The 24,290-nt window shown below is 68.0% G+C and carries 23 protein-coding genes; 13 read left to right on the plus strand and 10 right to left on the minus strand.

Annotated features, from left to right (window positions below):
* Positions 1-79 precede the first annotated feature (79 nt).
* Positions 80-2,140: a S9 family peptidase gene (locus BM060_RS03160; RefSeq protein ID WP_074977224.1), complete on the plus strand. Its 2,061-nt coding sequence runs from the start codon at positions 80-82 to the stop codon at positions 2,138-2,140.
* On the plus strand, positions 2,140-2,505 hold the full coding sequence (locus BM060_RS03165; protein WP_074977226.1) for a CPCC family cysteine-rich protein: 366 nt from the start codon (positions 2,140-2,142) through the stop codon (positions 2,503-2,505). The genes BM060_RS03160 and BM060_RS03165 overlap by 1 nt, the downstream gene beginning before the upstream one ends.
* Positions 2,506-3,298: 793 nt before the next feature.
* Here BM060_RS03165 and BM060_RS03170 read toward each other — a convergent pair.
* A complete protein-coding gene (locus tag BM060_RS03170; protein WP_009623592.1) occupies positions 3,299-3,748 on the minus strand; it encodes a YcgN family cysteine cluster protein in 450 nt (149 codons plus the stop codon).
* Between the two features lie 212 nt (positions 3,749-3,960).
* Here BM060_RS03170 and BM060_RS03175 point away from each other — a divergent pair, with 212 nt between their 5' ends.
* Positions 3,961-4,554 carry a nitroreductase family protein gene (locus tag BM060_RS03175; RefSeq protein ID WP_058072850.1) on the plus strand — a complete coding sequence of 198 codons (594 nt, stop codon included), beginning with the start codon at positions 3,961-3,963 and terminating at the stop codon, positions 4,552-4,554.
* A 32-nt stretch (positions 4,555-4,586) separates the two neighbouring features.
* Here the strand turns inward: BM060_RS03175 and BM060_RS03180 are convergent, their stop codons facing one another.
* From BM060_RS03180 to rnd, 3 genes are all read right to left on the minus strand, one after another.
* Positions 4,587-5,519, minus strand: coding sequence for a D-2-hydroxyacid dehydrogenase (locus BM060_RS03180; RefSeq protein WP_074977228.1), 933 nt, complete (start codon positions 5,517-5,519; stop codon positions 4,587-4,589).
* Between the two features lie 228 nt (positions 5,520-5,747).
* Entirely contained in the window at positions 5,748-6,041 is a 294-nt protein-coding gene (locus BM060_RS03185; RefSeq protein ID WP_009623596.1) for a YcgL domain-containing protein, read from the minus strand.
* The gene (gene rnd / locus BM060_RS03190) at positions 6,038-7,177 is read right to left on the minus strand and encodes a ribonuclease D (protein WP_074977230.1); all 1,140 of its coding nucleotides are present in this window, start codon (positions 7,175-7,177) and stop codon (positions 6,038-6,040) included. Before rnd ends, BM060_RS03185 begins: the two co-directional genes overlap by 4 nt.
* A 135-nt stretch (positions 7,178-7,312) precedes the next feature.
* Here rnd and BM060_RS03195 point away from each other — a divergent pair, with 135 nt between their 5' ends.
* Positions 7,313-8,371 carry an SMP-30/gluconolactonase/LRE family protein gene (locus BM060_RS03195; protein ID WP_083426719.1) on the plus strand — a complete coding sequence of 353 codons (1,059 nt, stop codon included), beginning with the start codon at positions 7,313-7,315 and terminating at the stop codon, positions 8,369-8,371.
* A gap of 6 nt (positions 8,372-8,377) precedes the next feature.
* Here the strand turns inward: BM060_RS03195 and BM060_RS03200 are convergent, their stop codons facing one another.
* On the minus strand, positions 8,378-9,175 hold the full coding sequence (locus tag BM060_RS03200; protein WP_074977234.1) for a lysophospholipid acyltransferase family protein: 798 nt from the start codon (positions 9,173-9,175) through the stop codon (positions 8,378-8,380).
* 106 nt (positions 9,176-9,281) lie between these two features.
* Here BM060_RS03200 and BM060_RS03205 point away from each other — a divergent pair, with 106 nt between their 5' ends.
* From BM060_RS03205 to BM060_RS03215, 3 genes are all read left to right on the plus strand, one after another.
* Entirely contained in the window at positions 9,282-10,136 is an 855-nt protein-coding gene (locus BM060_RS03205; protein ID WP_043270950.1) for a sulfurtransferase, read from the plus strand.
* Between the two features lie 250 nt (positions 10,137-10,386).
* Positions 10,387-10,866 carry a hypothetical protein gene (locus BM060_RS03210; protein WP_074977236.1) on the plus strand — a complete coding sequence of 160 codons (480 nt, stop codon included), beginning with the start codon at positions 10,387-10,389 and terminating at the stop codon, positions 10,864-10,866.
* Positions 10,867-11,041: 175 nt separating this feature from the next.
* Positions 11,042-12,319 carry an outer membrane protein transport protein gene (locus tag BM060_RS03215; RefSeq protein WP_074977238.1) on the plus strand — a complete coding sequence of 426 codons (1,278 nt, stop codon included), beginning with the start codon at positions 11,042-11,044 and terminating at the stop codon, positions 12,317-12,319.
* 802 nt (positions 12,320-13,121) lie between these two features.
* Here BM060_RS03215 and BM060_RS03220 read toward each other — a convergent pair.
* The 4 genes from BM060_RS03220 to BM060_RS03230 form a co-directional block, all read right to left on the minus strand.
* Positions 13,122-13,676, minus strand: coding sequence for a glutathione peroxidase (locus tag BM060_RS03220; protein ID WP_009623611.1), 555 nt, complete (start codon positions 13,674-13,676; stop codon positions 13,122-13,124).
* Between the two features lie 58 nt (positions 13,677-13,734).
* Entirely contained in the window at positions 13,735-13,857 is a 123-nt protein-coding gene (locus BM060_RS33210; protein WP_024128567.1) for a hypothetical protein, read from the minus strand.
* Positions 13,854-15,050 carry an MFS transporter gene (locus BM060_RS03225; protein WP_135499919.1) on the minus strand — a complete coding sequence of 399 codons (1,197 nt, stop codon included), beginning with the start codon at positions 15,048-15,050 and terminating at the stop codon, positions 13,854-13,856. Before BM060_RS03225 ends, BM060_RS33210 begins: the two co-directional genes overlap by 4 nt.
* A 75-nt stretch (positions 15,051-15,125) precedes the next feature.
* Positions 15,126-15,542, minus strand: coding sequence for a MarR family winged helix-turn-helix transcriptional regulator (locus BM060_RS03230; RefSeq protein ID WP_074977243.1), 417 nt, complete (start codon positions 15,540-15,542; stop codon positions 15,126-15,128).
* 144 nt (positions 15,543-15,686) lie between these two features.
* Here BM060_RS03230 and BM060_RS03235 point away from each other — a divergent pair, with 144 nt between their 5' ends.
* Positions 15,687-17,507 carry an acyl-CoA dehydrogenase C-terminal domain-containing protein gene (locus tag BM060_RS03235; protein ID WP_074977245.1) on the plus strand — a complete coding sequence of 607 codons (1,821 nt, stop codon included), beginning with the start codon at positions 15,687-15,689 and terminating at the stop codon, positions 17,505-17,507.
* A gap of 350 nt (positions 17,508-17,857) precedes the next feature.
* Here the strand turns inward: BM060_RS03235 and BM060_RS03240 are convergent, their stop codons facing one another.
* The gene (locus BM060_RS03240; RefSeq protein ID WP_135499908.1) at positions 17,858-19,222 is read right to left on the minus strand and encodes a DEAD/DEAH box helicase; all 1,365 of its coding nucleotides are present in this window, start codon (positions 19,220-19,222) and stop codon (positions 17,858-17,860) included.
* A gap of 134 nt (positions 19,223-19,356) precedes the next feature.
* On the opposite strand from BM060_RS03240, the gene BM060_RS03245 reads away from it, so the two are divergent.
* The 5 genes from BM060_RS03245 to BM060_RS03265 all read left to right on the plus strand — a co-directional run bounded on the left by BM060_RS03245 (position 19,357) and on the right by BM060_RS03265 (position 24,230).
* Complete coding sequence (locus BM060_RS03245) at positions 19,357-20,721, plus strand: MFS transporter (protein WP_074977247.1); 1,365 nt, start codon at positions 19,357-19,359, stop codon at positions 20,719-20,721.
* Positions 20,722-20,883: 162 nt separating this feature from the next.
* Positions 20,884-22,194 (plus strand): mechanosensitive ion channel family protein, encoded by a 1,311-nt coding sequence (locus tag BM060_RS03250; protein WP_074977249.1) that lies wholly within the window; start codon positions 20,884-20,886, stop codon positions 22,192-22,194.
* A gap of 117 nt (positions 22,195-22,311) precedes the next feature.
* Positions 22,312-22,842, plus strand: a complete 531-nt coding sequence (locus tag BM060_RS03255) for a dihydrofolate reductase family protein (RefSeq protein WP_074977251.1) — start codon at positions 22,312-22,314, stop codon at positions 22,840-22,842.
* Positions 22,843-22,850: 8 nt separating this feature from the next.
* A complete protein-coding gene (locus tag BM060_RS03260) occupies positions 22,851-23,258 on the plus strand; it encodes an NUDIX hydrolase (RefSeq protein ID WP_074977253.1) in 408 nt (135 codons plus the stop codon).
* Between the two features lie 369 nt (positions 23,259-23,627).
* A complete protein-coding gene (locus BM060_RS03265) occupies positions 23,628-24,230 on the plus strand; it encodes a C40 family peptidase (protein ID WP_074977254.1) in 603 nt (200 codons plus the stop codon).
* The last annotated feature ends 60 nt before the right edge of the window (positions 24,231-24,290 follow it).

The raw sequence follows: 24,290 nt of genomic DNA on the forward strand, positions 1-24,290 counted from the left end.
GCGGAAGGGGGCTTATGATAGCCGCTTTTCCCCACGGGTGCGCAGCCGGGTGTCACCCCTGCCCCGCCAAGGAGCCGCCATGACCGACCGCCAGCCCCCCGTCGCCCGCCGCGAAGCCGCCGCCGATCCCTACGCCTGGCTGCAGCACCGCGACAGCGCCGAAGTGCTCGACTACCTCAAGGCGGAAAACGCCTACCTCGAAACCGAACTGGCCGGCCAGGCCGAACTGCGCGAGCAGCTGTTCCAGGAGATCAAGGGGCGCATCCGCGAGACCGACCTGTCGCTGCCCTCGCCCTGGGGCCCGTGGCTGTACTACCAGCGCACCACCGCCGGCGACGAGTACCCGCGCCACTACCGCTGCCCGCGCCCGGCCGACGACTCGCTGAGCGTGGACGAAAGCGCCGAGCAACTGCTGCTGGACCCCAACGAGCTGGCCGCCGGCGGCTTCCTCTCCCTCGGCGCCTTCAGCATCAGCCCCGACCACTCGCGCCTGGCCTACAGCCTGGACACCAGCGGCGACGAGATCTACCGCCTGTACGTCAAGGACCTGGCCAGCGGCACCGTGGAGGAACTGCCCTTCGACGACTGCGACGGCAGCATGACCTGGGCCAACGACAGCCGCACCCTGTTCTTCGGCGAGCTGGACGACACCCACCGCCCGCACAAGCTGTACCGCCACACCCTGGGCGAAGCCGGCGCCGAGCAGGTGTTCGAGGAGCGCGACGGGCGCTTCTTCCTGCACTGCTACCGCGCCAGCTCCGAACGCCAGCTGGTGCTGCTGCTGGGCAGCAAGACCACCAGCGAGGCCTGGGTGCTGGACGCCGAACAGCCGCGCGGCGAGTTCCGCTGCGTCGCCCCGCGCCAGGAAGAGCACGAGTACCACGTCGACCACGGCCTGCTGGACGGCGAATGGACCTGGTTCATCCGCAGCAACCAGAGCGGCATCAACTTCGCCCTCTACAGCGCCAGCGAAGCGGCGCCCGGCCGCGAGCACTGGCGCGAACTGATCGCCCACCGCGACAGCGTGATGCTCGAAGACATCACCCTCAACCAGGACGCCTTCACCCTCAGCCTACGCGAGGGCGGCCTGCCGATCGTCGAGGTCCACGCCGCCGGCCAGGCGCCTCGCCGCGTGGAGCTGCCGGACGCGGCCTACAACCTGTACGTGCAGGACAGTCTGGAATTCCACAGCCCGGTCATCCGCCTGCGCTACGAGGCGCTCAACCGCCCGGCGCAGATCCGCCAACTGGGCCTGCTCGACGGCGCCCAGCAGGTGCTCAAGGAAACCCCGGTGGAAGGCCCCTTCGACGCCGACGCCTACGAAAGCCGCCGGCTCTGGGCCAGCAGCGTCGACGGCGTGCAGGTGCCGATCAGCCTGGTGGCGCGCCGCGAGGTGCTGCAGGGCATCGCCGCCGGCCGCCCGGCGCCGCTCTACCTGTACGGCTACGGCGCCTACGGGGCGAGCCTCGATCCCTGGTTCTCCCACGCCCGCCTGAGCCTGCTGGAGCGCGGCTTCGTCTTCGCCATCGCCCACGTGCGCGGCGGCGGCGAACTGGGCGAGGCCTGGTACCGCGCCGGCAAGCTGGCCAACAAGCAGAACAGCTTCAGCGACTTCATCGCCTGCGCCGAGCACCTCTGCGCCGAGGGCTACAGCACGCCGCAGCAGACCGTGATCAGCGGCGGCAGCGCCGGCGGCCTGCTGATGGGCGCGGTGCTCAACCAGCGCCCGCAGCAGTTCGCCGCGTGCATCGCCGAGGTGCCCTTCGTCGACGTGCTCAACACCATGCTCGACCCGGACCTGCCGCTGACCGTCACCGAGTACGACGAGTGGGGCAACCCGCAGGAGCACGAGGTGTACGAGCGCATCCGCGCCTACGCGCCCTACGAGAACGTCTGCGCCCAGGACTACCCGGCGCTGCTGGTGGTGGCCGGCTACAACGACAGCCGCGTGCAGTACTGGGAAGCGGCCAAGTGGGTGGCCAAGCTGCGCGCCAGCAAGACCGACGACAACCTGCTGCTGCTCAAGACCGACCTGGGCGCCGGCCACGGCGGCATGAGCGGGCGCTACCAGGGGCTGAAGGACGTGGCCCTGGAATACGCCTTCGTGCTCAAGGTGCTGGGCCTGCTGGAGCTGGCCTGATGCTCTACACCTGCCCGTGCTGCGGCCACTTCAGCTTCGCCGACGCGCCGGGCTCGTATGAAATCTGCCCGATCTGCTTCTGGGAAGACGACCTGCTGCAACTGTGCTTCCCCGACGCCCGCGGCGGCGCCAACGCGGTCAGCCTGATCGAGGCGCAGGTGAACTACGTGCAGTGGGGCGCCTGCGAAAGGCGCTTCCGCGAGCAGGTGCGGCCGCCGACCATCGAGGACGAGAAGGACGAACGCTGGTTCGCCCTGTGGCAACGCCGAGCGGACTACCCGAGCCTGGAAGAAGACAGCGGCGGCCCGCTGGTGGCTGGGGAGGAAGCCTGCTACTGGTTGCGACCGGTGCCGAGTGGGCGTTAGGTGACGTAGAGTCTGTCTGGCCCCGAGCCAATGTTGCGGGAAAAAAGAGCCAGTTCGGTGTGTTGCTGTCTGCATCGTTTCCCTATTTAAGAGCGCCCTCTCCCCAACCCTCTCCCTGAAGGGAGAGGGGGCCGTTCGGAGCGGGAGGAAAATCCTGAGTCATCCTGAAACGCCTAACCTCACCTCGTCATTCCCGCGAACGCGGGAACCCAGAGACTTTGGGGTTTGGTGTGGCGCGTCGCTCCGAGTGCTCGGATGTTTCTTGTTTCGCCCCCTCGGGCGAGTCCCTTTTGTCAAACGGTGGAAGGCCACCCCCGCAAAAAGGAACCAAAAAGGCTTGCCCCGCATACGGGCCCGACAGAGTCGGGCTACCCTCGCGAATTCCCCCGCCACGGAGGCCCGCCCCGAGGGTACGTCCCTGTAGCCCGCGGGGCTCTCGCGACATCCATGTCGCATGACCTCCTGAGCGCGGGTTTCGCTCGGCCTTCTGAAGGGGCGTTCCGGTGCGCTCGGATATTTCTCTGGAAGTCCCAAGAGCAAACGCGGGCGCGCGTTTGCTTTTCGTAGGAGCGAGCTTGCTCGCGAACCCCGCAGTCACTGGATTCCCGCGTTCGCGAGAATGACGGGGTTGGGAGGATGACGCCTGACCGACACACCGCTCAGGACAGCCCCCTCTCCCTTCAGGGAGAGGGCTGGGGAGAGGGCGCGGAGTAACCCCGAAACACCAATGCAGCCGGGAAATGCCATTCGCGAGCAAGCTCGCTCCTACGAAAATCAATTCCCGCCCAGCATCTCACCCCGCCCGGAAGATCAGATGCTCTTCCCAATCATCCTCAGCCACCACAGTCTCACTGAGCATCCGCCCCGACTGCGAAATCCGCTCATGATGCACCGCATCGGGATCACCACAGACCAGGTGATGCCACAGCGGCAGGTCCTTGCCCTCGGCCACCAGGCGGTAGCCGCAGGTCGGCGGCAGCCAGCGGAACTCGTCGGCCTGGGCCGGGGTGAGCTGGATGCAGTCGGGCACGCTGGCGCGGCGGTTGGCGTAGTCGGTGCAGCGGCAGGTCTTCAGGTCCAGCAGCTTGCAGGCGATGCGCGTGTAGTAGACGGTGCCGTCGTCCTCGTCCTCGAGCTTCTGCAGGCAGCACAGGCCGCAGCCGTCGCACAGCGACTCCCACTCCTGCTGATCGAGCTGTTCGAGGGTCTTGCGTTTCCAGAAGGGTTCGACTTTGGCGGCCATCGTTTTTCTAGGTAGGGCTTTTCACGGGGGCGCCAAGTCTATGCCCAGGCGCCGCGCCGGCCAAGCGCAGGTGACCACCGGAGCGCTTGCCAGGGGCCGCGCGGCTGGGTAGCTTTCCCCCACCATCAGGCCCGAGCGGGCCGCCGCTTCACCCACGATCCGCGATGCCCAGCCGTCCACGGCACCATCCCCCTTTGCCAGCAGGAGCCGCCATGAGCGCCAATCCCCGCGTTGCCGACTACCCCATCGACCCGCAGTTCATCAATCGCTGGTCGCCCCGCGCCTTCAGTGGCGAGAGCATCCCCGAGGAAACCCTGCTGGGCTTCCTCGAAGCCGCGCGCTGGGCGCCCTCCTCGTTCAACTCGCAGCCCTGGCGCTTCCTCTACGCGCGCCGCGACACGCCGAACTGGCAGCGCTACCTGGACCTGCTGGGCGAGTTCAACCGCGGCTGGGCGCAGAACGCCGCGGCGCTGGTGATAGTGCTGTCCAAGACCACCTTCGCCCCGCCCGGCTCCAGCGAGGAGAAACCGGCGCTCTGGCACACCTTCGACACCGGCGCGGCCTGGGGCTTCCTGGCCCTGCAGGCGAGCCTGGCCGGCTGGCACAGCCACGGCATGGCCGGCTTCGACCGCGAGGCCACCCGCGTCGAGCTGAAGGTGCCGGACGACCATGAGATCCACGCCGCCATCGCCATCGGCAAGCTCGGCGACAAGTCGATCCTCTCGGAAAGCCTGCAGGCGCGCGAAATCCCCAGCCCGCGCCGGCCGCTGGAGCAACTGGCCGCCGAGGGCGATTTCAGCCTGTGAGGGACAGGGCGCCCCGCGCGGGGCGCCCGCTTTCAATAGCCGCGGGTGAAGTCCACCTCGCCGCGCATGGGCTGCCCGGCCCAGAAGCGCGACAGGTTCTCGCGGAACAGTTCCACCATCGGCCCCGGCAGCGTCGGCGCGGCGGTGTGGCCGGTGAGCAGCAGGCGCGGCGCGCTCCAGAACGGGTGCTGCGGCGGCAGCGGCTCCTGGCGGCAGACGTCGATGACGGCGCCGGCCAGACGGTTGCTTTCCAGGGCGCTGACCAGGTCGGCATCGACCACCGCGACGCCACGCCCGGCGTTGATGAACAGCGCCGAGGGCTTCATCCGCTGGAACAGCGCCAGGTCGAAGATGTCCTGGGTATCCGGGGTGTCGGGCAGCAGGTTGACCACGTAGTCGGCAGTCTCCACCAGACGCGGCAACTCGGCCAGCGAACCCACCCGCTGGAACGGCTGCAGCGGCCGCGGCGTGCGCGCCACGCCGGTCAGCTCGACGCCGAAGGCCGCCAGCATGTGCGCCACGGCCAGGCCGATCTCGCCGGTGCCCACCAGCAGCACGTGGCGGCCACGCAGGCTGCCGGGGGCGCGGTCGTCCCACTGGCTGCCGACCTGGCTGGCCAGGCGGCCGAGGAACTGGCGCTCGTGGGCCAGCATGTAGGTCAGCAGGTATTCGCTCATCACCTGGCCGAAGATGCCCACCGCGCGGCTCAGCGCGTAGTCCTTGGGCAGGTCGTCGGCCAGCAGCGGGGTGATGCCGGCCCAAGTGGACTGCACCCAGACGGGGTGCACGCCCTTGCGCAGCAGTTGCGCCACAAGGTCGGGCTCGCCCAGCCACACGGGACATTCGGCGGCGGCCTCGACGAGGTTGTCGGGTTTGTCGCCGGACACCACGCTGAGGCTGGGCTCGGCAGCCATGGTCAGCGCGGCGTAGAGGGTGTGTTCGCGATCGAGGATGAGCAGGCGCATGGTCTAGATCGCACCGGGGTGGCAAGGCGTAGGCACGTTGATTGGCATTGTCGTTATCGTCCCTGCATGCAGCGGCGATTTTTTGCGAGTTGAACGAAGGGCCTGTAGACCGGCAGGAAGCCCAGGCGTTCCGCTTACTCAGGCAATTTCTGACGCAATAATGCTCTTGAGCCTACAACTTGCACAGCAATTTCGTACCAATTCGCGACAGCGACGACTTTTCGACGCTTACAACGGATCGTTCATGCGCAGCAACTCTTCCGGCAGGTGCTCGATGTATTCCTCCTCCACTGGAGGCATCTGCAGGTGGAAACCCTGCTTCTCGATGTTCTCCAGCACCTTGTGGATATCTTCGCGGGCCAGCTTGCGCTCGGGGCTGAGCACCAGGTCGAAGGCGTGCTGCGGCGCGCCGAACGCCGCCAGCAGCGCCTCGGGCACGCGGCTCAGGGCCTCGCGCTTGTCGACGTACAGGTACATCTCGTTCTTGCGCGGGCTCTTGTAGATGGAGCAGATGCGTTTCATGGTTTCTCCGGGGCGGCCAGGCAGTCCAGCAGAGCCTGGCCCATCAGTTCACGACGCCAGCCCTGCAGGGAATCGGGCAGGCGGTAGGGGCCATCGGGGTAGCCGCTCTTGAGCAGCGCCTCGAGAATCTTCTTGCGCAGCATCAGCTCCGGGGCCATGCCCTGGCGCTCGGCCTCGCGCTGGCCGACCTCGCGCAGTTGCTTGAGCAGCGGCGTCACCTCGCGCGGCAACGGCTCGGGCAGCGGCTCGGGCCATTGCTCGGCGGGCTGCGCGGCGGCGTGGGCGAGCAGCGCCAGCAGGGTGTCGCCGTCCTGGCGCACGGTGCGCGGGTGCATCTCGTCGATGCGCGACAGCGCCAGCTTGTCCTTCGGCTGCAGGCGCGCCAGCGGCCACAGCGTCTGCTCGCGCAGGATGCGGTTGCGCGGCTGGTTGCGCAGGCGCGCCTGCTCCTCGCGCCAGGCGCAGAGTTCACGCAGCACGGCGAGCTGCTGCGGGGCCAGCTTCCAGGCCAGCTTGACGTCGCGCCAGGCCTGGCGCGGGTCGCTGACGCGGGTCTGGTTGGCGACCAGGTCGGCGCCGTCGGCCAGCAGCCAGGCCAGCTTGTGCTCGGGCAGGCGCGGCGCCAGCTTCACGTAGACCTCGGCCAGGTGCTGCACGTCCTCGGCGGCGTAGCGCACCTGCATGTCGGTCAGCGGGCGCTGCAGCCAGTCCGAACGCGTCTCGTCCTTGGGCAGGTCCAGGCCGAGGATTTCCAGCACCAGCTTGGAGTAGCCCATGGAATGCGCCATGCCCAGGTAGGCGGCGGCCAGCTGGGTGTCGAACAGCGGCTGCGGCAGGCTGCCGGTCAGGCGCTGGAAGACTTCCAGGTCCTCGCCGCAGGCATGGAACACCTTGACCACCGAGGACGCCTCCAGCACCTCGGCGAAGGGCGACCAGTCGCGGATCAGCAGCGGGTCGATCAGCCACGCCCGCTCGCCGTCGCCGACCTGCACCAGGCCGGCTTCGGGGTAAAAGGTATCGACGCGCATGAACTCGGTATCGAGTGCCAGGTACGGCCGTTGTTTCCAGTCCCGGCATTGCTGCGCCAGGCTGGCATCGTCGCGGATCCACCGGATATCGAGGGCGCTCACGAACATCTCCTTGCTTCACGTGGAGCGCAGTATATCGGGCTGGATGATGTCCGAGCATTCCGCTTTTGCTTGCAAGGCTGTACAGATGCGAACGAAGGCTTATCTTTCCTGCCCCAGGAACCCCGACAAGAAGCCTTCATGATGAAGAAACTCGCAAGCCTGCTGGTACTGCTGATCGCCGCCGCCGCGGTCTACCTCGCCATCACCCCCAGCCCCATCGACCCCGTGGCCTGGAACCCGCCGCCGGCGCCGCCGATGACCGGCGTGCTGGAACCCAACGACACCCTGATGAAGGCCGAACTGCTCGGCCTGGGCCAGGTGAAGGGCCCGGAAGACACCGCGGTGGACGCCCAGGGCCGCGTCTACGCCGGCCTGGACGACGGCCGCGTGGTGCGCCTGGACAACGGCCAGGTCAGCACCTTCGCCGAGACCGGCGGCCGCCCGCTGGGCATGGACTTCGACGCCCAGGGCAACCTGATCGTCGCCGACGCCTGGAAGGGCCTGCTGAAGATCGACGCGCAGGGCAAGATCACGGTGCTCAGCACCGAGGCCGACGGCCTGCCCTTCGCCTTCGCCGACGACCTGGACATCGCCAGCGACGGGCGCATCTACTTCAGCGACGCCTCCAGCCGCTTCCACCAGCCCGACTACATCCTCGACTACCTGGAGACCCGCCCCCACGGCCGCCTGCTGCGCTACGACCCGGCGAGCGGCAAGACCGAGGTGCTGCTCAAGGACCTGTACTTCGCCAACGGCGTGACGCTGTCGGCCAACGAGGACTTCGTGCTGGTCAACGAGACCTACCGCTACCGTATCGCCCGCTACTGGCTGAAAGGCCCGAAGGCCGGGCAGCAGGACATCTTCATCGACAACCTGCCGGGGCTGCCGGACAACCTCCAGGGCGACCGCAAGGGCACCTTCTGGGTGGCCCTGCCGACGCCGCGCAAGGCCGACGCCGACTTCATCCTCGGCCAGCCCTGGCTCAAGCGCCAGTTGACCAAGCTGCCGCGCGCGCTGCTGCCCAAGCCGGTGCCCTACGGCCTGGTCATCGCCGTGGACGAGAACGGCCAGATCGTGCGCAGCCTGCACGACACCAGCGGCCAGCACCTGCGCATGATCACCTCGGCCAAGCCGGTGGGCGACTACCTCTACTTCGGCAGCCTGGAAAACGACCGCATCGGCCGCCTGAAGATTCGCTGAAGCGCCTCAACCCAGCGCCAGCGGCTCCTCGCGGGCCGCTTCGGCGCATTTCGCGGCGCCCGGCTCCAGCAGTTCCTGCATGCGCCCGCGCACCTCGCCCATCAGGGCATCCAGGCTCTGCCCGTGGAAGGCCGCGGCGTCCACCGGGCGGCCCACCAGCAGGTCCACCGGCTGGCCCAGGTTGAGGTCGAAGGTGCGCGCCGGCAGCACCCGGTGGATGCCGCGGATGGCCACCGGGATGATCACCGCATCGGTGTCCAGCGCCAGGCGGAAGCAGCCCTTCTTGAACGGCAGCAGGCGCCCGTCGTCCGAGCGGGTGCCTTCCGGCGCCGCCCACAGCACTATGCCGCTCTCCATCATTTGCCGCGCGCGCTGCAGGTCGGCGCGGGCGCGCTGGCTGTTGTGCCGGTCGATGGAGGGGAACTCGGCGGCGCGCATGGCCCGGCCGAGCACCGGGATGCGGTACAGCTCACTCTTGGCCAGCATGCGGATCGAGCCGGGCAGCGCGGCGAAGCTGGCCGGGATGTCGTAGTGGCTGGAGTGGTTGCAGAGGATCATGTAGCGCCGCCCGTCGCCGAAGTCCGGCAGGGCCCCGTGCACGCTCAGGCGCATGCGCACCAGGCGCAGCAGCAGGCCCGACCACTGGCGGGTGTAGCGGTCCACGCGCTCGCGGCGCAGGCGGCCGATGGTGGCCAGGGACAGCACCAGTAGGCTGTAGTAGAGGGTGATCAGGCCGGTCGCCAGGGCGATGGCGCAGACGCGCGCCCGCGAGGCCGCCTGGGTCGCCGGTTGCAGACTGAACATGGGCGAAAACTCCATCGGATCGAAGAAAGCCGCCGCGAACCGGCGTTTTCCATTGCACAAGCCTTATGATGCGCGAGGAAACCGTCACGACACAGGAACCCGAACGATGTCACTCGCCCGCCTGCTCAGCCCGCAACAACTGGCAGCCCGCCTGGACGAACCCGGCCTGCTGATCCTCGACTGCCGCTTCGCCCTGGACGACCCGGGCTACGGCGCCCGCGTGTTCGCCGAGAACCACATTCCCGGCGCCCAGTACGCCGACCTCGAACGCGACCTCTCGGCCCCGGTGGTCAAGGGCGTGACCGGCCGCCACCCGCTGCCCGACGCCGACGCGCTGATCCAGCGCCTGCGCGCCTGGGGCCTGGACAACAGCGACGAGGTGGTGCTCTACGACGACGGCCCCGGCGCCTTCGCCGCCCGCGCCTGGTGGCTGCTGCTGTGGCTGGGCAAGCGCGACGGCGTGTACCTGCTCGACGGCGGCATGAACGCCTGGCGCGCCGCCGGCCTGCCGCTGACCACCGCCGAGCCGGCGGTGCCGACGGGCGCCTTCCACGGCGAGCCGGACAACGGCCTGCTGATCGACGCCGGCGAACTCTCGGCGCTGCTGGCCGACCCGCAGCTGCCGCTGATCGACGCCCGCGCCGAGCCGCGCTTCCGCGGCGAGGTGGAGCCCATCGACCCGGTCGCCGGGCACATCCCCGGCGCGCAGTGCGCGGCCTTCACCGACAACCTCGGCAGCGACGGCCGCTTCCTGCCGCCGGCGCAGTTGCACCAGCGCTTCGCCCACCTGCTGCGCGGCCGTCCGGCCCAGGAGCTGGTGGCCTACTGCGGTTCCGGCGTCACCGCTTGCCACAACCTGTTCGCCCTGAGCCTGGCCGGCTATCCCCTGGGCCGCCTCTATGCCGGCTCCTGGAGCGAGTGGATCACCGACCCGCGGCACCCGGTGGCCACCGGCGCCTGACGCCCCCGCCCAGGCCGCGGCTGACGCGGCCTGGGGTTCCTTCCCCGGCACAGTAACCCGCTATCGATTAATCACATCGAGGAATATGCCTGGGCCACAGAAAGTCAAAACAATTTAAAAACAGTCCTTTACAGCGGGTTTATCGCACTACACTTCAAATCGAGCGGCTAAGTCCGCTTACGGCGGGGCCCAGGAGAACATCAGAAGCTGCCAAGACGCCCAGCCCCGCCGTTCATTGAGGGACAAGACCATGGGAATCGCCGCCTGCGACCTGCGACAGCACGTCATCCGGCCCACCCTGCTGTACCTGGAACGTCACAGCGGGGAGGCCGAGGCGCTGTTGCTGGGAGCGGCGGCCTGTCAATCGGCGCTTGGCAGCAGCCTGGACAATGGCCGCGGACACGGCCTGTTCCGCATCGACGAATACCGCCACCAGCAGCTCTGGGACCGCTACCTGGCCCTGGACCCGAACCTCGCCAGCCGCGTACGCGGCCTGGCCAGCCAGCACGCCTTCCTCGACGCCCCGCACCTGGAACTGACCGTGAACCTGCGCTACAGCACCGCCATCGCCTGGATGCTGGTGGAGGCCGAACGCCTGCCACTGCCCGCCCCCACCGATCACCTCGGCCAGGCCAGGGTCTGGCGGCGGGTGTTCCAGCCCCACGGCCACCTGCGTGATTTCCTCGACGCCTGGCAGGCGTACATAGGCGATCCACTGCTCGCCGCCTGATCGCGATCAATGACCGATCAGTCAACTTTCATTTACATACATTAACGAAGGGAAAACCTCGCACAAGGACGGCACTTTACGCGCAAATGCCCGATATAGAGCCCCCAGAGGTACTACCAAAGGCCTGGGAATCTTGGTAGCTTGCGCGCCGTTGACCACAGGAGTTGCTCTTACAATGAAAACAACATGGCTCAAAACCACTCTCGCACTGACGATTAGCGCTGCCTCTGCCCAGGCCCTGGCCAACGGCATCGCCATCAACGAACAAAGCGCCAGCGGCGCCGGCACCGCCTACGCGGGCCGTGCCTCCTCCGCGCTCGACGCCAGCACCATCTACGGCAACCCGGCCGGCCTGTCCAAGCTCAAGCGCACCGAAGTCAGCGGCGGTCTGGCCGTCGTCGACGCCAAGGACGACATCAGCCAGGCCCACGGTGGCGGCACCGGCACCAACAAGGGCGACTCCGTGCCCCTGGCCGCCGTTCCGTTCGGCTACTTCTCCACGCCGATCAACGAAGACTTCACCTTCGGCCTGGGCATCTACGTGCCCTACGGCATCATCAACGACTACGAAAGCAGCTTCCAGGGCCGCGCCCACGGCTCCTACAGCAAGGTCCAGGTGATCACCGTCCAGCCGACCATCGCCTACAAGTTCAACGATGTCGTGTCGGTCGGCTTCGGCCCCACCTTCAACCGCATCGACGGCAAGCTGGAGAACTACCTGGCCACCGCCGGCCTGGCCGGCGCCGCCAACGACACCAAGATCAGCATCAAGGGCGACGACACCGCCATCGGCTACAACGTCGGCGTGCTGGTCACCCCGACCGACAGCACCAGCCTGGGCCTGACCTACCACTCCAAGGTCGACTACCACCTGGGCGGCCACACCACCGTGTCCGGCTCGCCGCTGGGCCTGTTCGACTCGCGCATGGACGCCAAGCTGGACATCACCCTGCCGGAATCGGTGGACATGTCCATCACCCAGAAGCTGGACGACAAGTGGACCGTGTACGGCGGCACCACCTGGACGCGCTGGAGCCGCCTGAAGGAAATCAGCGTGCGCAACCAGGGCGCCCCGGTCGCCCAGTTCAACACCATCGGCGAAGAGCTGAACTGGCAGGACACCTGGTCGGTGGCCGTCGGCACCTCCTACCAGCTGACCCCGGAATGGGTGCTGCGTACCGGCTTCGCCTACGATCCGTCGCCGACCAGCAACGCGGACCGCAACGTGCGTATCCCGGTGGGCGATCGCAAGATCTTCACCCTGGGCGCCGGCTGGTCGCCGAACGCCGACCTGACCGTCGACGTGGCCTACGCCTACCTGTGGGAAAACACCGCGAGCGTGAACCAGCCTGACGGCCCGAGCGTCCTCGGCCTGAACGTGCAGCCGGCCTACAGTGCCAAGTACGACAACAGCGCCCACGGCCTGACTGCGCAGGTGACCTATCGCTTCTGACAGTTAGTCGCCAGCGCATGGGGAAAGCCGGGTAGATGTCCTGATGCTGTTCCCTTAAAAAGAATGCCGTTTCTCTCCATGGGGGAAACGGCATTTTTTCATTTGGGATGGGGCTGTGGCTTCGCTTGCGAATCCTGATCCCTCGCTCCGATCCTCACCCCCCTCATTCCCGCGAACGCGGGAACCCAGAGACGTCTTGTTTGGGTGTGTTTGCGCCGCTTCGGCGTGCTCGGATGTTTTTTGTTTCGCCCCCTCGGGCGAGTCCCTTTTGTCAAACGGTGGAAGGCCACCCCCGCAAAAAGGAACCAAAAAGGCTTGCCCCGCATACGGGCCCGACGGAGTCGGGCTACCCTCACGAACTCCCCCGCCACGGAGGCCCGCCCCGAGGGTACGTCCCTGTAGCCCGCGAGGCTCTCGCGACATCCATGTCGCATGACCTCCTGAGCGCCGGTTTCGCTCGGCCTTCTGAAGGGGCACTCCGGTGCGCTCGGATGTTTCTCTGGAAATCCGTAGGGCGCATAACGCCTACGGCGTTATCCGCCGAATCGCGGACGGAGTCCGCTCCTACGGTTCCAGGAAGCACGGGCGTAGGAGCAACTGTCTTGCCGGCTGCGCCAAGGCGCTTTTCGTAGGATGGGTTGAGCCTTGGCGAAACCCATGCGGCCGGGGTGATGGGTATCGCTTCGCTCAACGCCATCCTACGGGTCTGGTGTTTGCCGGAGGGCGTAGGAGCGGACTTTGTCCGCGATTGGATTCACCGAGCGCGCCAGACGCCCCGGTGGCACGAACGGCCTTTCCATCTTCACGGCTGGCTAGCGATCGCCTTCTCGATAGCCGCCTGCAAGGCCGGATCATCCGGCTTGGTCAGGCTGGGAAACTGCGCCACCACCTTGCCCTGGCGGTCCACCACGTACTTGTAGAAGTTCCAGCGCGGCGCCTGGTCGGCCTGGCGCGCCAGCTCGCGGAACAGCGGGATGGCGTCGTCGCCGCGCACCGGCTGCACCTGGGTCATGTTGAAGGTCACGCCGTAGTTGCCGTAGCAGACCTGGGCGGTCTCGGCGGCGTCATCGGCCTCCTGCTTGAAGTCGTCCGAGGGCACGCCCAGCACTTCCAGGCCCTGGCCCTTGTAGCGCTGGTAGATCGCCTCCAGGCCCTTGAACTGTGGGGTGAAGCCGCAGTGGCTGGCGGTGTTGACCACCAGCAGCGGCTTGCCGGCGTAGAGCCCGCAGAGGTCGAGGTCGACCTTCGAGCGCAGCTTCTGCAGGTGCCCCTGCTGCGCCAGCAGCGGCGGGCAGTCGGCAGCCTGGGCGGCCAGGGGCAGGCAGCACAGCAGGCCGAGGAACAGGTAGCGGGACATGGCGATTCTCCTTCTTCGATCGAAGGACGCTACTCCCCTGCCCCGCCCGCGGCAATCCTCAGAAGCAATGGCCCAGGCCGGCCTGCAACAACGCCAGGCCACCATGCCGCCAGCCCCACCAGGCCAGGCCCAGCAGCGCCGCGGCCAGCACGGCCGCGCCCAGGCGCAATAGCGGCCTCACGCTACCTCCGCGACGCCCAGGCGCGCCACCGGGCGCTCGCGCACCGGCCAGTTGAGCAGGCCGGCGAGCAGCGAGAGGAGAATGGCGATCCGCCAGACCAGGTCGTAGTTGCCGGTGTGGTCATAGACGTAGCCGCCCAGCCAGCCGCCAAGGAAGGCGCCGATCTGGTGGAACAGGAAGGTGATGCCGCCGAGCATCGACAGGTTGCGCACGCCGAACAGGGTGGCCACGGTGCCATTGGTGAGCGGCACCGTGGACAGCCACAGCAGGCCCATGGCAATGCCAAAGGCGTAGGCCGTCCACACCGTCAGCGGCGCCCAGAGGAAGGCCAGGATCACCAGGCCGCGGATCAGGTACAGCCCGGTCAGCAGCTTCGGCTTGCTGAAGCGCCCGCCGAGCCAGCCGGCGATGTAGGTGCCGAACACATTGAACAGCCCCACCAGCGCCAGCACCGTGGTGCCGACGGTGGCCGGCAGGTGGCGGTCCACCAGGTAGGCCGGCAGGTGCACGCCGATGAACACCACCTGGAAGCCGCAGACGAAGAAGCCCAGCGACAGCAGCCAGAAACCGGAATGTCCGCAGGCCTCGCGCAGCGCTTCGCCCAGGGATTGTTCATGGGATTGCACCGGCAGCGGCTTGTCGCGCATCAGCCCGGCCAGCGGCACGATCAACGCCACCAGCAGCCCGAGCGCGAGCAGCGCCGCCGACCAGCCGAGCCAACCGATCAGGCCGAGGGTGCCGGGCAGCATGGCGAACTGGCCGAAGGAGCCGGCGGCGGCGGAAATGCCCATGGCCATGCTCCGCCGCTCCAGCGGCACGGCGCGGCCGACGGCGCCGAGGATGACCGAGAAGGAGGTACCGGACAGGCCGATGCCGATCAGCAACCCGGCGGACAGCGACAGACTGGCCGCCGAGTCCGAATAGCCCATCATGACCAGGCCCAGGGCGTACAGCAGGCCGCCCACCAATACCGCGCGCGCCGCGCCGAAGCGGTCGGCCAGGGCGCCGGTGAAGGGCTGGGCGATGCCCCAGATGAGGTTCTGCAGGGCGATGGCGAAGGCGAACACCTCGCGGCCCCAGCCGAACTCGGCGCTCATGGGAGCGAGGAACAGGCCGAAGCCGTGGCGGACGCCCAGGGACAGGGCCAGGATCAGGGCGCCGGACAGCAGTATCCAGAAACCCGCACGCGACAGCTTGGACATTGTTCTTCTCGCTCCAACAGGGGTATATACCCGCATTCATCCATACGAACGCCCTTGGCAAGGCGTTCAATCGAGGGCTTCCAGCTCCCCCAGCAACGCCATCAGTTGCTCGCGGCGCTCCACCCCGAGGCGTTCGTACATCCGCCGCTGCGCCGCTTCCCAGGGCTGCGTGCCCTGCTCCAGGCGCTCGTGCCCGGCGGCGGTGAGCAGCACCAGGCGGTTGCGCTGGTCGCCGGCGTCGCCCTGCAGCTCCACCAGGCCCTCGGCCTGCAGCGGGCGCAGGTTGCGCCCCAGGGTGCTGCGGTCCAGGCCCATGGCCTCGGCCAGTTCGGAAATGCTCGGGCGCTCCAGGCGCGCCAGGTGGCGCAGCAGGGAAAACTGCGCGACCGTCAGCCCGATGCCCTGCAGGGCATCGTCATAGACGCGGGTGACACCTCGGGCGGCGCGGCGCAACTGGGTGCAGAGGCATTGGGTGGTCAGCATGATACGTGTATATACCCGCGATACCCGTGAAGGTCAATCGCGGTCGATTGTCCGATCTGCCAGGCGCCAGCTGTTGCCGCTGCCAAGGCCAGGCCGGGTGCGCGGCCGTATAACTGCGCCCACAGTCCCTGCGAGATCACCGCGATGCCCGTCTACAAAGCCCCGCTGCGCGACACCCGCTTCCTGCTCAACGAGGTCTTCGACTTCCCCGAACACTACCGCAACCTGATCAACGGCGCCGAGGCCACGCCGGACATGGTCGACGCCATCCTCGGCGAATGCGCGAAGCTCTGCGAGGAAGTGATCGCCCCGCTCTACCACTCCGGCGACGAGGAAGGCTGCCACCTGGAGAACGGCGAGGTACGCACGCCCAAGGGCTTCAAGGAAGCCTACGACGCCTACGTGGCCGGCGGCTGGCAAGGCCTGTCGCACCCGGTGGAATACGGCGGCCAGGGCCTGCCGATGAGCCTGGGCGCGCTCAAGCAGGAAATGCTCGGCACCGCCAACTGGCCGTTCTCGATGTACCCGGGGCTGTCCCTGGGCGCCATGAACACCCTGATGCAGCACGGCACCGAAGAGCAGAAGCGCACCTACCTGACGCCCCTCACCGAAGGCCGCTGGGGCGGTACCATGTGCCTCACCGAACCGCAGTGCGGCACCGACCTCGGCCAGGTGAAGACCCGCGCCGAGCCCAACGCCGACGGCAGCTACGCCATCACCGGCACCAAGATCTTCATCTCCTCCGGCGAGCACGACCTCACCGAGAACATCGTGCACATCGTCCTCGCCCGCCTGCCCGACGCGCCCAGGGGCACCCGCGGCATCTCGCTGTTCATCGTGCCCAAGTTCCTGCCCGGCGAAGGCGGCGGCCTCGGCCCGCGCAACGGCGTGAGTTGCGGCGCGCTGGAGAAGAAGATGGGCATCAAGGCCTCGGCCACCTGCGTGATGAACTTCGACAGCGCCACGGGCTTTCTCATCGGCCCGGCGAACAAGGGCCTGGAATGCATGTTCACCTTCATGAACAGCGCGCGCATCGGCACCGCCATCCAGGGCGTGGCCACCGCCGAACTGGCCTACCAGGGCGCCCTGGCCTACGCCCGCGAGCGCCGCTCGATGCGCGCGCTGTCCGGCGCCAAGGAACCGGAACAGGTGGCCGACAGCCTGATGCACCACGGCGACGTGCGGCGCATGCTGCTGACGCAGAAGGCCGTGGCCGAGGGCGGCCGCACGCTGGTCTACCTGGCCACGCAGTACGCCGACAAGATGATCCAGGGCCTGCTGACCAGCGACAACGCCGAGTACGAACGCTGGGACGACAAGCTCGGCTTCCTCACCCCGATCCTCAAGGGCTGCCTCACCGAGCTGGGCCTGGAGAGCGCCAACCTGGGCATGCAGGTGTTCGGCGGCCACGGCTACATCCGCGAGCACGGCATGGAACAGATCGTCCGCGACGCGCGCATCGCCACGCTCTACGAAGGCACCACCGGCATCCAGGCCCTCGACCTGCTCGGGCGCAAGGTGCTGCTGATGACCCAGGGCAAGGCGGTGCGCGACTTCACCAGGGTGGTGGCGAAATTCGCCACGGGGTTGCTCAAGGAAGAACCGGCCATGCGCGGCCGCGCGCTGACGCTGCTGAAACTGTGCGCGCAGTGGAACCTGCTGACTCTGCGCATCGCCCTGAGCGCCCGCAAGCAGCGCGACCTGGTGGGCACCGCCAGCCACGACTACCTGATGTTCTCCGGCTACGTCGCCCTGGCCTACGCCTGGGCCCTGCAGGAAGCCACGGCCCGCAAGCGCCTGCGCCAGGGCGGCAGCGAGTCGAGCGACTTCTACAAGGCCAAGATCGCCACCAGCGACTTCTACTTCGCCCGCCTGCTGCCCCGCGCCAAGGGCCACGCGGCGGCCATGGCCAAGCCGGTGCGTTCGGTGATGGGGCTCAAGGCGGAGCATTTCGCCTTCGAGTGAACCGGGACGCCCGCCAGGTCCCGGCAGTTGTTGTAGGAGCGAGCTTGCTCGCGAACAAGCCCCGCTGCGGAATCCGTTCGCGAGCAAGCTCGCTCCTACGAAAAGCCCTGGCGCAAACTACGCCGAGGCGCTCTTCGTAGGATGGGTTGAGCTTGCGAAACCCATGCGGTCATGGCGATGGGTATCGCTTCGCTCAACCCATCCTACGGGGCTGAGAGCGCCCTCTCCCCAGCCCTCTCCCGCAAGCGGGAGAGGGAGCCGTCCGGAGCAAGCACAAGGGTCGGCGCAATCCTGTAGGAGCGGATTCATCCGCGAATCGCGGACAGGGTCCGCATCACAGGAGCGGAGGCTTACTCGGCAGCCGGCTTCTTGCGCTTGAGCGGCGCCATGCCGTCGTTGCTGACCACCGACGAGGGCGCCGCCTTCGGCTTGTTCGCCGGCTTGCGCTTGGCGGCGGGCTTGGCCCCGGCCTTCTTGCCGGAATCGGTCTTTTTCTTCTTGGTGCCGGCGGCCTTGCCCGAGGCCTTGACCTTCTTCGGCCCCTTGTAGCTGCCCTTGAGCTCCTTGATGGTGCGCTGTTCGAAACGCACCTTGAGGTAGCGCTCGATGCTCGACATCAGGTTCCAGTCGCTGTGCGACACCAGCGAGATGGCCAGGCCGGCCTCGCCCGCGCGGCCGGTGCGGCCGATACGGTGCACGTACTCGTCGCCGCGGCGCGGCATGTCGAAGTTCAGCACCAGGTCCAGGCCCTCGACATCCAGGCCGCGGGCGGCCACGTCGGTGGCGACGAGGATCTTCACCGCGCCCTGCTTCAGGCGCTCGATGGCCAGCTTGCGGTCCTTCTGGTCCTTCTCGCCGTGCAGGACGAAGACCTTGTGCCCGGCGGCGATCAGCCGGCCGGTCAGGCGGTCGGCCTGCACGCGGGTGTTGGTGAAGACGATGGCCTTTTCGAAGGTCTCGTTCTCCAGCAGCCAGTGCAGGATGGCTTCCTTGTGGGCGTTGTCGTCGACCAGGATGACCTGCTGCGCGATGTCCTCGTTCAGCTCGCTGACGCGGTTCAGCTGCAGGCTTTCCGGCTCGCGCAGGACCTGCTCGACCATCGCGTGCAGGCCGCTGCCGGCGGTGGCGGAGAACAACAGGGTCTGGCGCTGCGCCGGGCAGGCGCCGGCAAGCTTGAGCACGTCCTCGGCGAAGCCCATGTCGAGCATGCGGTCGGCCTCGTCCAGCACCAGCACCTCGACGTCGCCCAGCGGCAGGTTGCCGGCGTTGAACTGCTCGTTCAGCCGGCCGGGGGTGCCGATGATGATCTCCGGGTTCTTGCGCAGGCGCGCGCCCTGCACCTTGAAGTCCTCGCCACCGGTGATCAGGCAGGCCTTGATGAAGGTGAACTGGGCGAAGCGCTCGACTTCCTTGAGGGTCTGCTGGGCCAGCTCGCGGGTCGGCAGCAGGATCAGCGCGCGGGCGCCGGTCTTGGGCTTCTCCTCGCTGAGCAGGCGGTGCAGCAGCGGCAGCACGAAGGCGGCGGTCTTGCCGCTGCCGGTCTGCGCGGTCACGCGCAGGTCGCGGCCCTCCAGCGCCTTCGGGATGGCCGCGGCCTGGACGGCGGTCGGCTCGGTGAAGGACAGGGTTTCCAGCGCCTTGAGCAGGCGTTCGTGGAGGGCGAATTGGGCGAACAAGGCAAACCTCGGGAAGACGAAAAGACCAAATAGCTGCATAGCCTAACGGTTGCCGCGCCCGAAAGCAGGTTTTATTCGCCGGTCGCGATCCGCACGCCCCGTGTCGCCCTCGGGCAAGTCCACCGCGCAGGCCCGTCCCAGACTGGCCGCAGGACAGCCCGAGGAGTGTCGAGATGCCGCATCGCCCCACCGCCGCCGAGCGCCTCGAGCGCCTGCCGCTGAGCCCCTACCACCGGCTGATCTTCGTGATCATCGCCCTGGCGTTCTTCTTCGACTCCATGGACCTGGCGATGATGACCTTCCTGCTCGGCTCGATCAAAGCCGAGTTCGGCCTGTCCAGCGCCCAGGCCGGGCTGCTGGCCAGCTCCAGCTTCTTCGGCATGGTCCTGGGCGCGGCGCTGTCGGGCATGCTCGCCGACCGCTTCGGGCGCAAGCCGGTGTTCCAGTGGAGCATCGTGCTCTGGGGCCTGGCCAGCTACCTGTGCTCCACCGCCGGCGACGTGCAGAGCCTGACGCTGTACCGCGTGCTGCTGGGCATCGGCATGGGCATGGAATTCCCCATCGCCCAGTCGCTGCTCTCGGAGATGATCCCGGCCAGGGCCCGCGGCCGCTACATCGCCCTCATGGACGGCTTCTGGCCGCTGGGCTTCATCGCCGCCGGCTGCCTGTCCTACTTCGTGCTGCCGGCGGCCGGCTGGCGCAGCCTGTTCCTGCTGCTGGCCTTCCCGGCGCTGTTCGTCCTGGCCATCCGCTTCATGGTCCCGGAATCGCCACGCTGGCTGGAACAGGCCGGACTGGCGGACAAGGCCGAGCGCTCGCTGCAACGCATCGAGGCGCGGGTGATGGCCTCGCTGAAGCTCGCCAGCCTGCCCGAACCGCAGGCCCTGGCGCGCCCCGAGCCGAACCGCCCGGGCTTCTTCAGCGCCTTCGCCGAACTCTGGTCGCCGGCCTACCGCAGCCGCACCCTGACGGTCTGGAGCCTGTGGTTCTTCGCCCTGCTCGGCTTCTACGGGCTGACCTCCTGGCTCAGCGCGCTGCTGCAGCAATCCGGCTTCGCCGTGACGCAGTCGGTGTACTACACGGTGCTGATCTCCCTGGCCGGCATCCCCGGCTTCCTCTGCGCCGCCTGGCTGGTGGAGCGCTGGGGCCGCAAGCCCAGCTGCGTGCTGATGCTCCTGGGCGGCGGCGCCATGGCCTATGCCTACGGCCAGACCGCGGTGTTCGGCGGCAGCCTGGCGCTGCTGATCGGCTTCGGCCTGGCCATGCAGTTCTTCCTGTTCGGCATGTGGGCGGTGCTCTACACCTATACCCCGGAGCTGTACCCCACCTCGGCGCGCGCCACCGGCTCGGGCTTCGCCTCGGCGGTGGGGCGCGTCGGCTCGCTGCTCGGGCCCACCGTCAGCGGCCTGGTCCTGCCGGTGGCCGGCCAGGGCGGCGTGTTCACCCTCGGCGCGCTGTGCTTCCTGGTCGCCGCGGCGGTGGTCTGGGGCTTCGGCATCGAGACCCGCGGGCGCACCCTGGAGGAGCTGGCGGGCTGAGGTTACATTTCGGAAATATCCTGCTCGGCCCTGCCGCTAGCCTGCCGTTACAATGCCGCGCTCATCCCGGCCACCGCGGCCGGGCCTTCGCGGCTACCCCGTAGCCTCCGCACCACGCGCCACCCCGCACTGGCGCCCCGATCCAAAGGATGTTTCCGGCCTATGGACCTTTCCTCTCCCCTCGCCACCCTCCAGGGCTACTGGGCCCTGCTCGACCAACACCCGCTGACCAGCGCCGCCCTCGGCCTCGTCATCCTCCTCGCAGTGGCCTGGATCGTCGGCCGCCTGGCCCGCTTCCTGGTCCGCCGCGCGGCCGACCTGCTGGCGCGCCAGCCGGCTCTGAGCTGGCTCGCCGACCTGCGCGACAACCGCGTGTTCCAGCGCCTGGCGCAGACCGTGCCGTCGCTGGTGGTGCAGTTCGGCCTGGTGCTGATCCCCAACCTGGCCGGCAGGCCCGAGGCCTTCCTGCGCAACCTGGCCATGGCGGTCACCGCGCTGTTCCTGCTGCTGGCCCTGAGCGCCCTGCTCGACGCCCTGCTGGACATCTACGCGCGCACCGAACATGCCCGCACCCGCTCGATCAAGGGCTACGTGCAACTGGCCAAGCTGTTCCTCTTCGTCTTCGGCGGCATCGTGGTGGTGTCGATCCTCATCGACCGCTCGCCGATGCTGCTGCTCTCGGGCCTGGGCGCCATGTCCGCGGTCCTGCTGCTGGTCTACAAGGACACCCTGCTGAGCTTCGTCGCCAGCGTGCAGCTGACCAGCAACGACATGCTGCGCGTGGGCGACTGGATCGAGATGCCCCAGGTCGGCGCCGACGGCGACGTGGTGGACATCACCCTGCACACGGTGAAGGTGCAGAACTGGGACAAGACCATCGTCTCGGTGCCCACCTGGCGCCTGATGTCCGAGTCGTTCAAGAACTGGCGCGGCATGCAGCAGTCCGGCGGGCGGCGCATCAAGCGCAGCCTGTACCTCGACGCCAGCCAGGTGCGCTTCCTCGACGAGGCCGAGGCGCAGAAACTGTCCGGCGTGCGCCTGCTGACCGACTACCTGCGGCGCAAGCAGGACGAGCTGAGCGAGTGGAACCAGGCCAACGCCGGCAACGTGCCGCTGTCGGCCAACCGCCGGCGGCTGACCAACATCGGCACCTTCCGCGCCTACGCCGAGGCCTACCTCAAGGCCCACCCGGACATCCACCCGCACATGACCTGCATGGTCCGCCAGCTGCAGCCCGGCGCCGAAGGCGTGCCCCTGGAGATCTACTGCTTCACCCGCACCACCGCGTGGCTGGACTACGAGCGCATCCAGGGCGACATCTTCGACTACCTGATGGCGGTGCTGCCGGAGTTCGGCCTGGGCGTCTACCAGCAACCCAGCGGCCAGGACCTGCGTGGCGGGCTGCAGGGCCTGTTGCCGACGCCGGCGGCTCGTAGCGAACGCCACCCGGCGCTGGACATGGAACAGGCCTGAGAACCCGCGCCAGGCTCCGATCGGACGGGCGACAGCCCCCGGCCTGGCTGCCTCGCCAGGCCGGTGCCATGCTCAAGGCAGGCGCGCGCTTCCGCGCGCCTTTCCCGGAGAAACGCCGTGTCCGCCACCCTCATCTATTACGTGGCCAGCAGCCTGGACGGCTACATCGCCCGCCCCGACGGCAGCGTCGACTGGCTGGACGCATTCGACGGCCATGACGACGACCATGGCTATTCAGCCTTCTACGCCAGCATCGACGGCCTGCTGATGGGCCGCGGCACCTACCTGCAATGCCTGGACTTCGGCGACTGGCCCTACCCGGACAAGCCGGCCATCGTCCTCACCCGCGCCAACCGCCTGCCGCTGGCCTCGCCCCGGGTGGAGCTGCAGCACTGCCCGCCCAGCGAGGCCCTGGCCAACCTGGAGGCCCGCGGCTGCCAGCGCATCTGGCTGGTGGGCGGCGGCAGCCTGGCCGGCAACTGCCTGGCGGCGGACTTGCTCGACGAGGTGATCGTCAGCATCATTCCGCACCTGCTCGGCGCCGGCATCCCGCTGTTCGGCATCGGGCTCGAACGGCGCCTGCAGTTGCTGGAACAGCGCAGCTTCCCCAGCGGCATCGTGCAGGTGCGCTACCAGGTCCTCAAGTGAGCCCCCGCATGCCCCAGACCACCCTCGACATCGCCGCCGCCTGCCTGCTCGACGACGCCGGCCGCCTGCTGCTGGTGCGCAAGCGCGGCACCCGCGCCTTCATGCTCCCCGGCGGCAAGCGCGAGCCCGGCGAAAGCCCGTTGCAGGCGCTGCTGCGCGAACTGCAGGAAGAACTCGGCCTGAACCTGCCGGCCAGCGCCCTGCAGCCGCTGGGCAACTTCCAGGCCGCCGCGGCCAACGAGGCCGACACCCGCGTCGACGCCCACGTCTTCGTCGCCAGCCTGCCGCACCCGGTGAGCGCCGCCGCCGAACTGGAGGAACTGGCCTGGCTGGAGGACGGCCGCCACCCCGAGCCGCTGGCGCCGCTGCTGCGCGAAAAAGTCCTGCCGGCGCTGCGCGAACACCTCGCCAACTGACGAAAATCGTCAGAGGGCCTGCATTTCGTCGGTTTTTTCCCTGCGACATCAGGTCCCACTCCACGCCCTTCCCGCCCCCTTCCGGCCACCCTCGCGCGAACCTGGGCCATCTCCCGGCAACCCGCCTGGCATAGGGCTTTCGGCTATAAGGTCGGCGCCCGACCGGGCAGTCCGAACACATGTCACCGAATGCCCGCCGAGTCACACGGCGCTCCCCGGAAGCGACGGACGGTCAAAACACTGTCACGAAAAGTCGGTCAGAATGCGCGGAATTTTTTCGCGGACCAAAGGAAACCATCGCCCGCCGAAGAGCAACGGCGATCCAGCGGAGTCTGGGTTACATCCACAACCAGAAAGAAGACATGCCGAATGCGCAGTACCCTTTTGACATGCCTTTCCATAGGCTTGGCAGCCAGTTTGGCCGCCGTTGTAACCGGGGTGGAAGCTTCTCCACGGGCCACGCGTTCCTACGCGCCCGCTCCCCTCGAACTCCGTGTCCCGGTACAGGGCAAGGAGCTGCTGAGCATCGCCCCGCCGGCGAAGCAGCAGCCCAGTGACGCCCACCAGGTCACCCAGCGCGCCTTCAGCATGATCGGCACGCCCTACCGCTGGGGCGGCACCTCGCCCAAGGGTTTCGACTGCAGCGGCCTGGTCAAGTACGTGTTCCGCGACGTCGACGACGTCGAGTTGCCGCGTACCGCCCGGGCCATCTACCAGAGCAGCAACCCCAAGGTGGCGCGCCGCGACCTGCAGCCCGGCGACCTGGTGTTCTTCCGCATCCGCAGCCGCAACGTCGACCACGTGGGCATCTACGTCGGCAACGACCGCTTCGTCCACGCCCCGCGCCGCGGGCAGAAGGTGAAGGTGGCCAACCTCAACGACAAGTACTGGCAGCGCCATTACCTGGCGGCCAAGCGCGTGCTGCCGGAGACGCTGGCCAAGGCCGACCTGCCGGGCAATCGCTTCGAGTAAGGGCCCGCGCTGCAAGAAAAGACGCCGTTTTCCCGGGCAGGGAAAACGGCGTTTTTCATG

The organism is Pseudomonas citronellolis (assembly GCF_900112375.1).
GTDB lineage: Bacteria > Pseudomonadota > Gammaproteobacteria > Pseudomonadales > Pseudomonadaceae > Pseudomonas > Pseudomonas citronellolis.